The organism is Pseudomonas psychrophila, assembly GCF_001043005.1.
GTDB lineage: Bacteria > Pseudomonadota > Gammaproteobacteria > Pseudomonadales > Pseudomonadaceae > Aquipseudomonas > Aquipseudomonas psychrophila.
In genome coordinates, this window is sequence record NZ_JYKZ01000001.1 from 1,167,997 (window position 1) to 1,182,097 (window position 14,101).

Annotated in this window: 12 protein-coding genes; 9 read left to right on the forward strand and 3 right to left on the reverse strand. The window is 58.9% G+C overall.

The annotated features are described in order from the left end of the window. Positions 1-114: 114 nt before the first annotated feature. The gene (locus tag TU76_RS05405; RefSeq protein WP_048351210.1) at positions 115-1,764 is read right to left on the reverse strand and encodes an acyl-CoA dehydrogenase family protein; all 1,650 of its coding nucleotides are present in this window, start codon (positions 1,762-1,764) and stop codon (positions 115-117) included. A gap of 75 nt (positions 1,765-1,839) precedes the next feature. Then, entirely contained in the window at positions 1,840-4,227 is a 2,388-nt protein-coding gene (locus TU76_RS05410) for a hybrid sensor histidine kinase/response regulator (RefSeq protein WP_048351211.1), read from the reverse strand. Positions 4,228-4,512: 285 nt separating this feature from the next. Here TU76_RS05410 and TU76_RS05415 point away from each other — a divergent pair, with 285 nt between their 5' ends. The 4 genes from TU76_RS05415 (at position 4,513) to TU76_RS05430 (ending at position 8,038) form a co-directional block, all read left to right on the forward strand. Further along, positions 4,513-5,310 carry a hydroxymethylpyrimidine/phosphomethylpyrimidine kinase gene (locus TU76_RS05415; protein WP_019824179.1) on the forward strand — a complete coding sequence of 266 codons (798 nt, stop codon included), beginning with the start codon at positions 4,513-4,515 and terminating at the stop codon, positions 5,308-5,310. Positions 5,311-5,327: 17 nt separating this feature from the next. After that, positions 5,328-5,951, forward strand: coding sequence for a thiamine phosphate synthase (gene thiE, locus TU76_RS05420; RefSeq protein WP_046810556.1), 624 nt, complete (start codon positions 5,328-5,330; stop codon positions 5,949-5,951). Positions 5,952-5,982: 31 nt separating this feature from the next. Continuing rightward, positions 5,983-7,266 (forward strand): glutamate-1-semialdehyde 2,1-aminomutase, encoded by a 1,284-nt coding sequence (hemL, locus tag TU76_RS05425; protein WP_019824184.1) that lies wholly within the window; start codon positions 5,983-5,985, stop codon positions 7,264-7,266. 223 nt (positions 7,267-7,489) lie between these two features. Then, positions 7,490-8,038 carry a tetratricopeptide repeat protein gene (locus tag TU76_RS05430; protein ID WP_019824185.1) on the forward strand — a complete coding sequence of 183 codons (549 nt, stop codon included), beginning with the start codon at positions 7,490-7,492 and terminating at the stop codon, positions 8,036-8,038. A 91-nt stretch (positions 8,039-8,129) separates the two neighbouring features. On the opposite strand, the gene TU76_RS05435 is transcribed toward TU76_RS05430, so the two are convergent. Then, positions 8,130-8,456 carry a DUF1820 family protein gene (locus TU76_RS05435; protein WP_019411970.1) on the reverse strand — a complete coding sequence of 109 codons (327 nt, stop codon included), beginning with the start codon at positions 8,454-8,456 and terminating at the stop codon, positions 8,130-8,132. A gap of 132 nt (positions 8,457-8,588) precedes the next feature. Between TU76_RS05435 and miaB the strand changes: the two genes are divergently transcribed. The 5 genes from miaB (at position 8,589) to lnt (ending at position 13,996) form a co-directional block, all read left to right on the forward strand. Next, on the forward strand, positions 8,589-9,917 hold the full coding sequence (gene miaB, locus TU76_RS05440; protein WP_019824187.1) for a tRNA (N6-isopentenyl adenosine(37)-C2)-methylthiotransferase MiaB: 1,329 nt from the start codon (positions 8,589-8,591) through the stop codon (positions 9,915-9,917). Positions 9,918-10,099: 182 nt separating this feature from the next. Continuing rightward, positions 10,100-11,119 carry a PhoH family protein gene (locus TU76_RS05445; RefSeq protein ID WP_019824188.1) on the forward strand — a complete coding sequence of 340 codons (1,020 nt, stop codon included), beginning with the start codon at positions 10,100-10,102 and terminating at the stop codon, positions 11,117-11,119. Then, a complete protein-coding gene (gene ybeY, locus TU76_RS05450) occupies positions 11,112-11,573 on the forward strand; it encodes an rRNA maturation RNase YbeY (RefSeq protein ID WP_019824189.1) in 462 nt (153 codons plus the stop codon). Before TU76_RS05445 ends, ybeY begins: the two co-directional genes overlap by 8 nt. A 38-nt stretch (positions 11,574-11,611) precedes the next feature. Continuing rightward, the gene (locus TU76_RS05455) at positions 11,612-12,451 is read left to right on the forward strand and encodes an HlyC/CorC family transporter (protein ID WP_019824191.1); all 840 of its coding nucleotides are present in this window, start codon (positions 11,612-11,614) and stop codon (positions 12,449-12,451) included. 21 nt (positions 12,452-12,472) lie between these two features. After that, positions 12,473-13,996: an apolipoprotein N-acyltransferase gene (gene lnt / locus TU76_RS05460; protein ID WP_048351212.1), complete on the forward strand. Its 1,524-nt coding sequence runs from the start codon at positions 12,473-12,475 to the stop codon at positions 13,994-13,996. Positions 13,997-14,101 lie beyond the last annotated feature (105 nt).

The window sequence follows — 14,101 nt, forward strand, 5'->3', positions numbered from 1 at the left end:
CTGTCTTCTGAACGGGCAGGCCTTTATCTTGCCTGTATCGAGGGGTAAAGACAGCTACAAATGTAGGCATGCCACTGATTTTATGTGGGTGATTTCCTGTGGGAGCGCACATGTTCAGGGGATCCCAGGGGTTGAGCGGGCAACGATCGCGGCTACATTCAAACCCCTTGGCAAGGTGCCGTATACCCGGCCGCTGCGGTGCAGGCGGCTGGCGATAAAGGCGTCGCTGATATCGCTGTTGCCCGCCTCCAGCAGCAGCTTTGCCTGCAGGCCCAAGGCGATGTCTTCTGTCAGTTGCCGCGCGCGGTATTGAATGTCTTCAGTGTCTTTAAAGGCCGTTTTAAGCTGCGCAATATGCTGCGCCAGACGCCCATCGCCATGCCCGTCGCCCAGTTCGGCAAACAGGGCGTCCAGCACGCCGGGCTCTTTGGACAAGGCTCGCAACACGTCCAGGCATTGCACATTACCCGAACCTTCCCACGTCGAATTCACCGGCGCTTCGCGATACAGACGCGGCAAGATACTGTCCTCTACATACCCCGCTCCGCCCATGCATTCGGCCGCCTCATTGATCATGGCCGGGGCCCGCTTGCAGATCCAATACTTGCCCACCGCCGTCACCAGCCGAGAAAACCGTGCCTCTTGCGGGTCATCCAGATGATCCAGAGCACGCCCCATGCGCAGGCTCAAGGCCAGCGCGGCTTCACTTTCCAGCGCCAGGTCTGCCAGTACGTTCTGCATCAACGGTTGATCGGCCACCACTCGACCACCCACCAAACGGTGCGCACAGTGATGGCTGGCCTGGGTGAGTGCCTGACGCATCAAGGCACTGGAGCCGACCATGCAATCGAAGCGGGTCATGGCAACCATTTCAATAATCGTCGGCACGCCGCGCCCTTCTTCGCCGATCATCCAGGCCAGTGCGCCCCGAAATTCGACTTCGCTGGAGGCGTTGGAACTGTTGCCCAGTTTGTTTTTCAGGCGCTGGATGTAGAACTCATTGCGACTGCCGTCCGGACGATGACGCGGCAGCAAAAAGCAGCTCAGGCCCTTGTCGGTTTGCGCCAGGGTCAGGAAGCCATCACCCATCGGCGCCGAACAAAACCATTTGTGCCCCAACAATTCGTAGGCCTGCCCCGCTCCCTTGGCCCCCACAGCGTACGCCCGCGTAGTGTTGGCCCGAACGTCGGTGCCACCCTGCTTTTCGGTCATGGCCATGCCCAAGGTCACGCCGGCCTTTTGGCTGATGTCGACATTGCGCGGGTCGTATTCGGTGGCAAGTACTTTGGGCAGCCAGATATCGGCAATATCCGGCTGCAGCCGCAAGGCCGGTACGCTGGCAAAGGTCATGGTCAAGGGGCAGCCGCTGCCCGCTTCGGCCTGGCTGTGCAGGTAGGTCATGGCGGCACGGGCCACATGGGCGCCGGGTTGCGGGTCCGTCCAGGGCAATGACGGCAAACCGTGCTCAATCGCTGTGCGCATCAGCTCGTGGTAGGCAGGGTGAAACTCCACCAGATCGATCCGATGCCCATAACGGTCATGGCTGACAAACTGCGGCTTGTTTTCATTGGCCAGAAAGCCCGCCACCATCAACGGGCCGCCCGCCAGTGCTCCGTACTCATCGATTCGCGCTTGCGCCCAGCCCGCGCCAAAGTGCTGGCTCCACTGTTGCAGCACCCGATCGATCCGGTACAGGTTCACCCCGTCCAAAGACGGTGGCTGATTGGTTACCTGATGGGTTTCAGCGTATTGATGCAGGTTCATTGCGCGGGCTCCTCTGGCGCTTGCCAATAGAGCCAGTGAAGCACGCATCTGCACCTAAACAAGTGGCATAACCGCCTAAAACTCTGCGTTCTTGCTGCCTTCCTCAGTCAAAAGGCGTTGTGCCAAGGTGTGTTGCAGGGCCTCAAACCGCAGTGGTTTGATCAAATAGTCTGTGATCCCGCCGGCTTGTTCACGGGCTTGATGGGCCTCGGACTCGGACTCGAACAGAGCCAGTACGGGTAACTGCGCGCACGCAGCCAGTGTCAGCAACTGGCTGCCCATCGATGTGCCCGACACCAAAGCGAGCGGGCACGCCAGTAATACCGCATCGACCCGCTCGCGGCGAAGTGCGTCGATCGCAGCCTGCCCGGTGTCGACACTGAGTACGCGGTAACCCAACTTGAGCAACATGCCGCGCACCACCACAGGGTTAGCAGCGTCTTCCACCAGCAGAACCACACACTCGCCCGGTGTGCGAACCATGGTCGGGGTACGGGCCGACACAGGGGCCGGCTGCGGGGTTTGAACCGGCGCCTCAAGCTCCAGCAACAGTTGGAACTGTGAGCCCTGCCCCGGCTGCGAATGATGGGTCAGACGTCCGCCAAGCAGTTCCACCAGACGTCGACAAATCGCCAGACCGATGCCCAGGCCACCGTATTCGCGGGTCATAGAACCATCGACCTGGAAGAAGTGCTGGTACAGTTCGGCTTCTTCCTGGTGAACAAAACCGATGCCGCTGTCGATCACATTGAACGCCAGCGCCCAGCGCCCAGGCGCCGCAGATTTGCCGGTGACACGCAGGATCACGCCCCCTGCGCGGGTGAACTTGATGGCGTTATCCAGCAGGCATTCCAGGCACTGGCGAATTTTCTCGGCATCCCCTACCAACTTATCAGGCAGATTTCGCGCCACTTCATACGAAAACTCCAGCCCTTTATTTCGCGCTGCTGGTCCGAACTGATCGCTCAGCCCTTGCATCAGTTCATTCAGGCTGAATGGTCGAGGACGCGCGACCAGTCGACCCGCTTGTAGCTCGGTCAGGACCAGAATGCCATTGACCATGTGCATCATCTCGCGCGCAGAGCCTTCTGCCGTCTGGGTGTACTGCGCAAGTTCAGGGCCCATGTCCAGGGTTTTGATCAGCTCCAGAGAGCCAATCACGCCATTCATGGGGGTGCGCAACTCATGGGTCACGGTGGCCAGAAATTCATCTTTTAGCTGGTTGGTACGGGCCAGTTGCTGGTTCATGGCCGCCAGCTTTTGCCCGGACTCTTGCAGCGTGCGCGCCTGCAGGTCACGCATGGCATTGATCCGGTCGGCAAGCGCCAGTGACAGCAGCCCCACCTCAATCGCCGAGCCGATCTGGCTGGCGTACATGGTCAGGAACACGTTTGGCAGATAGCCCAGCACCATCAGCGTGTTGACCAGCCCACCGAGCAAAAAGGCCGACCAGGCGATCACAAAGTAGCGCGCGACCCGCAGACCACGGATCCAGGCCACCACTCCGGCGGTGAAAATGGTGACGATAAACGCCAGCGCCAGACCCGTGGCCAGACGCAACGACACGGCATAGCTGGTCGTCAACGCGAGCACCATCACCAGAACACCCACTGCCATCAGGAACATCAAGGCCCGATCAAGCCAGCGACTGTGGGAAGCGGTGTGCAAAAAGGAGCGGGCGAACTGGCACCCGAAAAACGCCGATGCGCCAATCAGGAACGGCGTCGACGCATTGGCCCACCACGGGTTATTCGGCCAAAAGTACTGCACCGCGGCGCCATTGACTGACAACTGGTACAGGCCGAAGGAGCCGATATAGAAGATGTAGTAGAGGTAGCTGGTATCACGCACGCTGAGGTAGATGAACAGGTTGTAAATCAGCATCCCCAGCAACACGCCATAAATCAGACCCAGGATGTAAATCCGTACGGGCTGTTCTTCGAGGTAGGCCTGAGCTGACCACAGCGTCAGCGGGGCCTGAACCGAGCCCTGACTGGCCAGGCGCAGGTAGAGGGTCTGGTTTTGCCCGGGAGTGAAGTTGAGTTCAAACAGGTAGTTGTTTTCTTTGATCTGACGATTGTCAAAAGGCAGCGCATCCCCCGTACGCTCAGCCAGCCGGTAGTTGCCTGCGGCATCTGGCAAGTAGAGCTCGATGAAATCAAGGGGCGGGTAAGCCAGCTCCAGCAGCCAGGTGCTGTGCACTTTAGGGTCTTGGGGCTGATAGTGCAGGTTCACTTTGACCCAGAAGGCCGAGTGCGAGTAACCCTCGTTCAAGGTGTCTTTGGTGTGTGCCTTGAACAGTTCATCGTGTGCCGTGACATCGGCCAGGGTCGCCTTGCCGCCCACGTCTTCGAAGACTTGCATCACGCGGCCCAAGGGCAGGCTTTGTGTGGTTTCGTCAAAAGTGACTGCGCTAGCCAGCATCGGTAGCCAGCTCAACAACATCATCAACAAATAGCGCATACAGCCCCAACGTAGCTCACTCGATAAACTGCGCAACCCCATACTCCCTCTGGGATTACGTCGCCCGAATGACCGGTTATTAATTTGAAGGCACTCTAACATAGCCATTAATGGCACATACACACCACGCTAAAAATCATCCAAAAGGCTCTAGAACGGGCATTACAGCGAACAACTCGTATTTTGACGGCAAAATTATCAGGGCAATCAAAAGCTTATAACCAACATTTAACTGCGCACGGACCAAGCGCCCCAAAAAACCGTTTGGTGGTAAGCTCGCGCACCATGAATATCTACAGTTCTCGCCCCGTTGTCCTCTGTCTCTCTGGCCATGACCCCAGTGGTGGTGCCGGCTTGCAGGCAGATATCGAAGCCCTGCTGGCTCAAGGCTGTCACGCCGCCCCGGTGGTGACAGCCCTGACTGTGCAGAACACTGTCAATGTCCGTGATTTCCGCGTGCTGGATCGCGAGTGGGTGTTGGCGCAAGCCGATGCAGTACTCAGCGACTCCACCGTTGCGGCGGTCAAGCTGGGCATGCTCGGTTCACTGGAAATGGTCGACACCGTGGTCGAACTGCTTCAGGCCCATCCGCACCTGCCAATGGTCTGTGACCCGGTGTTGCGCGCAGGCGGCGGTGGGCGACTGGGCAAGGATGAAGTGGGCTACGCCATGCGCGAACGCCTGTTGCCACTGGCCACCATTGCCACCCCCAACCTTCCTGAAGCCCGCATCCTGGCCGAACTGCCCGATGGCAGCGCCGATGAGTGCGCTGAAAAACTGCTGCCTTTTTGCAAGCACCTGCTGATCACCGGCGGTCACGGTGATGAACACGAAGTCCATAACCGCCTGTACAGCCGCGACGGCAGCCGCCATACCTTTACCTGCTATCGCTTGCCCGGCAGCTACCACGGTTCGGGTTGCACCCTGGCCAGCACCCTGGCCGGGCGACTGGCCATCGGTGAAGAACTGGTCAGCGCCGTGCAAACCGCGCTCAACTACACGTGGCGCACCCTGCGCGATGCCGAGCAACTGGGGCAGGGGCAGTTTGTACCGCGCCGCTTGCCGCTGGACTTCTGCTCGTAACGAATGAGGCACGACCCATGACACTGCGCGGCTTGTATGCAATCACTGACAGCCAACTGCTGGCCGGCAAGCTGCTGCCCTACGTTGAGGCGGCCCTCGATGGCGGCCTGACGCTGTTGCAATACCGCGACAAAAGCAACGACGACGCCCGTCGCCTACGCGAAGCCGAGGCCTTGCGGGGTTTGTGCGAGCGTTACAAGGCGCACTTGATCATCAACGATGATGCCGAGCTGGCCGCGCGCCTGGGCGTAGGCGTACACCTGGGGCAAACCGATGGTCCGCTGACGCCGGCCCGGGCACTGCTCGGGCGCAATGCCATCATTGGTTCGACCTGCCACAGCCAGATTGAGCTTGCCGAGCAAGCAGCCAAGGAAGGCGCGAGTTACGTTGCCTTTGGCCGCTTCTTCAATTCCAGCACCAAGCCCGGCGCCCCTACCGCGACCCTGGACGTGCTGGACCAGGCTCGCGCCCGGCTCAACCTGCCGATTTGTGTGATTGGCGGCATTACCCTGGACAACGCGCCCCCCCTGGTTGCCCACGGTGCCGATCTGCTGGCCGTGGTGCATGGCCTGTTTGGTGCCCAGAACGCCCAGGAAGTCACCCGCCGCGCCAAGGCGTTCAACACCTTGTTGTCTATTTAAATACCGAATCCTGATTCAGAGAGAGCCCACCATGTCTCGTTCCGAAACCCTGTTTGCCAATGCCCAAAAACACATCCCCGGTGGCGTGAACTCGCCCGTTCGTGCGTTCAAGAGCGTGGGCGGCACCCCGCTGTTCTTCAAGCACGCCGAAGGCGCCTACGTGACTGACGAAGACGACAAGCGCTACGTGGATTACGTCGGTTCGTGGGGCCCGATGATTCTGGGTCACAGCCATCCAGAAGTGCTGGATGCGGTGCGTGCGCAACTGGAGCACGGCTTGTCGTACGGTGCTCCGACCGCCATGGAAACCGAAATGGCAGATCTGGTGTGCTCCATCGTGCCGTCAATGGAAATGGTGCGCATGGTCAGCTCCGGCACCGAAGCCACCATGAGCGCCATTCGCCTGGCCCGTGGTTTCACCGGGCGCGACAATATTCTCAAGTTTGAAGGTTGCTACCACGGCCACTCCGACAGCCTGCTGGTCAAGGCCGGTTCCGGCCTGCTGACCCAGGGCGTACCGAGCTCGGCCGGGGTTCCGGCAGACTTCGCCAAACACACCCTGACCACCGCCTTCAATGACATCGACGCGGTTGAAAAACTGCTGGGCGAAGTTGGCGACACCGTGGCCTGCATCATCGTCGAGCCGGTGGCCGGCAACATGAACTGTGTGCCGCCTGCGCCTGGCTTCCTGCAAGGCCTGCGCAGCCTGTGTGACAAGCACGGCGTAGTGCTGATTTTTGACGAAGTGATGACCGGTTTCCGGGTTGCCCTGGGTGGTGCTCAAGCCCATTACGGCGTCACCCCGGACCTGAGCACCTTCGGCAAGATCATCGGCGGCGGGATGCCGGTTGGCTGCTTCGGCGGCAAGCGCGAAATCATGCAGCACATCGCACCACTGGGCCCGGTTTACCAAGCCGGCACCCTGTCCGGTAACCCGCTGGCAATGGCGGCAGGCCTGACCACCTTGCGCCTGATCAGCCGCCCGGGTTTCCACGCCGAGCTGAGCGATTACACCACGCGCTTGCTCGATGGCTTGCAACAGCGCGCCGACGCGGCGGGTATTCCCTTCGTCACCACCCAGGCCGGTGGCATGTTTGGCCTGTATTTCAGCGGCGCCGACGACATCGTCACCTTCGACGATGTGATGGCCAGCGATGCTGATCTGTTCAAGCGCTTCTTCCACCTGATGCTCGACGGTGGTGTGTACCTGGCGCCGAGTGCTTTCGAAGCCGGTTTCACTTCGATCGCCCATGGCGAGACCGAGCTGCAACTAACTCTGGACGCTGCCGAGCGCGCATTTGCCGCCCTGAAATGATCGACAAAACGGCAAGCGCTAACGCCCTTGCCGTTTTTTTATGCCCGTTATGACCTGATCTTTTACCCCGCCCGTCCAAAATCGTCTTAAATCAATGGATATCGCGGTCAGGCAGCAGAAAAACGAGTAAAGACTTTGTAAGGTTGCCTCTGCTTATTTCATAATGCGCGCCTATACATCCCATGGTCGGGTTAACCCGTCTTTCAGAGGTACGTCGATTCCCATGAACCGCACCGGCCGCGCCCTTGCACTGGGCTGCCTGTTGCTCCTACAACCGCTGCTTGTCCAGGCAGGCGGTAACTCGTTGTTGATCCCAGCGATGGGTCGCTGCACCCTCAATACTCAGCCTGAAGACCTCGCCGAGGCACTTGCAGCGTGCGTTGAGGCGGCGAAAGCCGGGGATGCAGAAGCCGAATACGAGTTAGGCGAGTTCTATTACGACGGTAAAAATACCCCTCGCGACCTTAATCAGGCACTGAGCTATTTCGAGCAAGCGTCGCTACAAGGCCACGCCATGGCTCAGTTCCAGCTCGGCACCATGTTCTTCAAGGGCGAAGGTGTACCGGCCAATAACATTCAGGCGTACATCGTGCTGAAGATGGCCGCGGTTAACGGCGCTGAAGACGCTCTGGACACCGCCGACCTGGTAGCCGAGCAGATGCCCCGGGACCAACTCGAAACCGCCACCCAGATTCTGGGGCAAATTTTCCGCAAGTACTTGCAGGAACTGCAATCAACCGACGCCCGCTCACCGTTTTCGCCCCTGCCTTAAAGGGTTGCTGCTTCGGGCGCCAGCCTTTCATAAAGACGGGCCCAAAGCCTGAGCAAATCCCCGCAGACCATGTCCGACAGAATGGACGGCCTTACTTTTCCGGCATCGGAAACGGAAACGGCATCACGTTGCTGACGCCACGGGCTTCGCTGATTTTGGGAGTGCCCAAGCGCTCAACCTCGTCAATACGCACAATCGAGTGCATCGGCACAAAACTGCGCACCACACCTTCGAACTGGGCCTTGAGTTTTTCTTCACTCGGGTCGACGACCATTTGCGTGCGCTCACCGAAGACGAATTCCTCAACTTCCAGGAAGCCCCACAGATCACTTTGATAGATCTGCTTGGCGTACATTTCGAACACCTGGCCCTGGTTAAGGAAAATCACCTTGTAGATTGGAGCTTCACGTTTGGTCATGGTGGGCGGGTAAACATCTGGAGGTATAAAAGAGGGCGCGAACTATAGCATAGCCGTCAGACGCACAACGCTAGGAAGCAACGGCTATGCCCCCTATAATGCGCGGTTCTTTGAATCACTTGATGAACACCCATGGCCAAGAAGCTTTACATCGAAACCCACGGTTGCCAGATGAATGAGTACGACAGCTCGCGCATGGTCGACCTGCTGGGTGAACATCAGGCCCTGGAAGTCACAGCGCGCGCCGAAGACGCTGATGTCATCCTGCTTAATACCTGTTCGATCCGTGAACGTGCCCAAGACCGCGTGTACTCGCAACTGGGTCGCTGGCGTGAGCTGAAACTGGCCAACCCCGACATGGTTATTGCCGTGGGCGGGTGTGTTGCCAGCCAGGAAGGCGCGGCGATTCGTGATCGCGCCCCTTACGTAGACGTGGTGTTCGGCCCGCAAACCCTGCACCGCCTGCCAGAAATGATCGACGCTGCGCGTATTACCAAACTGCCGCAAGTCGACGTGTCGTTCCCCGAAATCGAGAAGTTCGACCACCTGCCAGAGCCGCGCATCGACGGCCCAAGCGCCTACGTCTCGGTCATGGAAGGCTGCAGCAAGTACTGCACATTCTGCGTGGTGCCATATACCCGCGGTGAAGAAGTCAGCCGCCCGTTCGATGACGTGCTGGCCGAGGTGATTCACCTGGCTGAAAACGGCGTGCGTGAAGTGACCCTGCTCGGTCAAAACGTAAACGGTTATCGCGGCCTTACCGAAGGCGGTCGCCTGGCGGACCTCGCCGAGCTGATTCGCGTGGTTGCTGCGATCGACGGTATCGAGCGCATTCGCTACACCACTTCCCACCCGCTGGAATTCTCCGACAGCCTGATCCAGGCACACGCCGAAGTCCCGGAGCTGGTCAAACACCTGCACTTGCCAGTGCAATCAGGCTCGGACCGTATTCTGTCGGCCATGAAGCGCAACCACACGGCACTGGAATACAAGTCCAAGCTGCGCAAGCTGCGTGCTGCCGTACCGGGTATCTGCATCAGTTCCGACTTTATTGTTGGTTTCCCGGGCGAGACCGAAAAGGACTTCGAGCAAACCATGAAGCTGATCGAAGACGTCGGTTTCGACTTCTCCTACTCCTTCGTGTACAGCCAGCGTCCGGGCACCCCGGCAGCTGACTTGGCGGACGACACCCCGGAAGAGCGTAAAAAGGAACGCCTCAACGCGCTGCAACATCGCCTCAACCAGCAGGGTTTCGAGATCAGCCGCCAAATGGTCGGTTCCACTCAGCGGATTCTGGTTACCGACTATTCGAAAAAAGACCCTGGTGAGCTTCAGGGTCGTACCGAGAACAACCGTATCGTCAACTTCCGCTGCGACAACCCGCAGTTGATCGGACAGTTTGCCGATGTACACATCGATGCAGCCCAACCGCACTCGTTGCGAGGCTCGTTGCTGAACTGAATACACCCTGTAGCCGCTGCCGAAGACTGCGATGGACTTAACCCTTGGCCCACTTCGTGGGCTTTCGCAGCCTACGGCAGCGGCTACAGGTTTTATGTCGCATCAGTAAGTCCTTTCGCCCATGACCTGCTAGCGTTATCCTTCATTTCATCTCAATTGCCTAAGGGCGGCTAAATACGACCTTGAACGCACCCATCGAACCACATCGCTTTCTTCTCGAGCCATTTGAGGCTCGCCGTTTCGCCAATCTGTGCGGGCAATTCGACGAGCATTTGCGCTTGATCGAACAACGCCTGACGATCGAAATCCGCAATCGCGGTAATCAATTCGAGCTGATCGGCGACCCCAAACTGACCTCCTCCGCAGAACACCTGCTGCGCCGCCTGTACCGTGAAACCAAGGCTTCTGAGCTTTCACCGGACATGGTGCACCTGTTCCTGCAGGAATCTGCCGTCGAAGATCTGGCCAGCAATCCGGTGGCAGAAGCCAGCGTGTCGCTGCGTACCAAAAAGGGCATGATTCGCCCTCGAGGCATTAACCAGCAGCGCTACGTCAAAGAGATTCTGGGTAACGACATCAACTTCGGAATCGGCCCAGCGGGTACGGGTAAAACCTATCTGGCCGTGGCCTGCGCAGTTGATGCTCTGGAGCGCGAGCAGATCCGCCGCATCCTGCTGGTGCGCCCGGCGGTTGAAGCGGGCGAAAAGCTCGGTTTCCTGCCAGGTGACCTGTCGCAAAAAATCGACCCGTACCTGCGCCCGCTTTACGACGCACTGTACGAAATGCTGGGCTTTGAATACGTGGCCAAGCTGATCGAGCGCCAGGTGATCGAAGTCGCACCACTGGCCTACATGCGGGGCCGTACGCTGAACAACAGCTTTATCATTCTCGACGAAAGCCAGAACACCACCGTCGAGCAGATGAAGATGTTTCTGACCCGTATCGGCTTCGGCTCGACCGCCGTGATCACCGGTGACATCACCCAGATCGACCTGCCAAAAGGCACTAAATCAGGGCTGAACCACGTCATTGAAGTGCTCAAGGATGTACCGGGCATCAGCTTTACCCACTTCCAGTCCAAAGACGTCGTGCGCCACCCGCTGGTGCAGCGCATTGTGGAAGCCTACGGGCGCTACGAACAGGAAGCCGCCGACAAGCTGGCCGCACTGCCCGCTGCAAAGGATTACCGTCACGATGCTTGAGCTTGACCTGCAACTGGCCACCGAGGCAGCCGCGCCCACCGAAGTCCAGTTCCGCCAATGGTGTGAACTGGCCCTTCGTCAGCGTACCGCCGATTCGGAAATGACCATTCGTCTAGTAGACGAACCCGAAGGCCGCGAGCTCAATCACACCTGGCGCCAGAAAGACTACGCCACAAACGTGCTGTCCTTCCCGGCTGACGTGCCTGACGAATTTCTCGATATCCCATTACTGGGCGATCTGGTGATCTGCGTGGCCGTGGTTGAACGCGAAGCCACCGAACAAGGTAAAAGCCTTGAGGCCCACTGGGCCCATTTGGTGATTCACGGCTGCTTGCATCTTCTGGGCTACGACCATATAGAAGATGAAGAAGCCGAAGAAATGGAAGCACTGGAACGAACGTTGCTTGCTGAACTGGGTCATCCTGACCCGTACGCAGACGACGAAACTGATTAACACCCACTGAAACTACCAAGGGATACGAGTAAATCGCTATGAGCGAAGACCGATCGAGCAACGGGCAAAAGTCATGGTTAGGTAAACTGACCCAGGCCTTTGCCCATGAGCCGAAAAACCGCCAGGAGCTGCTTGAGCTACTGCGCGAAGCACACCAGAACAAACTGTTGGACAGTGAAGCGCTGGCCATCGTCGAAGGCGCCATTCAGGTAGCGGACCTGCAAGTACGGGACATCATGGTTCCGCGCTCGCAGATGATCAGCATCAAGGCGACCCAGACCCCCCGTGAATTTCTCCCGGCGATCATTGAAGCGGCGCACTCGCGCTACCCGGTGATCGGCGAAAGCCACGACGACGTCCTGGGCGTCCTCCTGGCCAAAGACCTGCTGCCGCTGATCCTTCAGGAGAACGGCGACAAGTTCAACATCAAGGATTTGCTGCGTCCGGCGACTTTTGTCCCTGAGTCCAAGCGTCTGAACGTGTTGTTGCGTGAATTCCGTGCCAACCATAACCACATGGCCATCGTGATCGACGAATACGGCGGCGTGGCAGGTCTGGTAACGATTGAAGACGTTCTGGAGCAGATCGTCGGCGACATCGAAGACGAACACGATGTCGAGGAAGACAGCTACATCAAGCCACTGCCAAGCGGTGACTTCCTGATCAAGGCCCTCACCCCCATCGAGAACTTCAACGAGTTCTTTGATACCGAATTCTCCGACGATGAGTTCGACACCGTTGGCGGCCTGGTCATGAGCGCGTTCGGACACTTGCCAAAACGCAACGAAACCACTGAAATCGGCCCCTACCGCTTCCGCATCCTCAATGCGGACAGTCGCCGGATTCATCTGATTCGTCTCACGCCTATTGCCCGCTAAACCTCAATACCAAGGATTGAAATGCGCTGGATAACCTCCCCCGGCTGGCCCGGTAACTTGCTGGCCGTGGTGGCCGGCGCACTGACAACCCTGGCGTTGGCACCCTTCGATATCTGGCCACTGGCACTGGTTGCCCTGGCCATTTTCTATCTCGGCTTGCGCGACCTGTCTCCAAAGCAGGCGCTGGGGCGTGGCTGGTGCTACGGGTTCGGCCTGTTTGGCGCCGGTACCAGCTGGATCTACTACAGCATTCATCACTTCGGCGGCGCGTCTGTACTGCTGGCCGGACTGCTGATGCTGGCGTTCACGGCCGCTATTGCATGGTTCTTTGCACTGCCCGCTTGGCTCTGGGCACGCTGGATTCGTCGCAATGAAGCCCCCCTGGCCGACACATTGGCGTTTGCCGCTTTATGGGTCGCGCAAGAAGCGTTCCGTGGCTGGTTCCTTACCGGCTTCCCTTGGCTGTACTCCGGTTACAGCCAGCTCGACGGCCCGCTGGCCGGGCTTGCCCCGCTGGGTGGCATGTGGCTGATTTCCTTCACCCTGGCGTTGACAGCAGCCCTGCTGTGCAACGTGCCGCGACTGATCAAGGCCAAACGCAAAGCCTTTGTCGTGGCGGGCCTGGTGTTGCTGCTCGGCCCATGGTGCATCGGCCAGGCGCTCAAGCATCACGCCTGGACCAGCCCCTCGGGTGATCCGCTGAGCGTGGCAGCGATCCAGGGCAATATCGAACAAAGCATGAAATGGGACCCCGCGCAGCTTAATGCGCAGCTGGCCCTGTACCGCGACATGACCTTCAGCTCCAAGCGGGTCGACTTGATCGTCTGGCCAGAAACCGCTGTGCCGGTGCTCAAAGAAAACGCGGAAGGTTTTCTAAGCATGATGGGGCGGTTTGCTGCGGATCGAAACTCGGCGCTGATTACCGGCGTACCGATTCGCCAGGAAGTGCGTCACGAGCAGCGCTTCTTCAACGGCATTACCGCTGTCGGGGAAGCCGATGGCATCTACCTGAAACAGAAACTGGTGCCGTTTGGTGAGTACGTGCCGATGCAGGATGTGTTGCGTGGCTTGATCGCCTTCTTCGACCTGCCAATGTCGGACTTTGCCCGCGGCCCGGCCGACCAGGCCATGCTGCAAGCCAAGGGTTACCAGATCGCGCCGCTGATTTGCTATGAAGTGGTGTACCCGGACTTCGTGGCCGGCCTTGCGGCCCAGAGCGACATTTTGCTGACCATCAGCAACGACACCTGGTTCGGCACCTCGATCGGCCCGCTGCAACACTTGCAGATGGCGCAAATGCGCGCCCTGGAAGCGGGACGCTGGATGATCCGGGCGACCAACAATGGCGTGACTGCGCTGATCGACCCATTTGGGCAAATCACCACGCAGATCCCGCAGTTTGAACGCGGCATCATGTATGGCGAAGTAGTGCCCATGCACAACCTCACGCCTTACCTGCAATGGCGTTCGTGGCCGCTGATCATCCTGTGCAGCCTGCTGATTGGCTGGGCTCTGGTCACCAGCCGGATTGCCAAGACGGTGTAGTGGCTATCAGGCTTGCTCGCGAATGCATCACTGCTGCCTTCCAGACCGCAGCGCTTGCATCGCGAGCAAGCCCGCTCCCACAAACAGCCAAACGCCCTGCCTCTC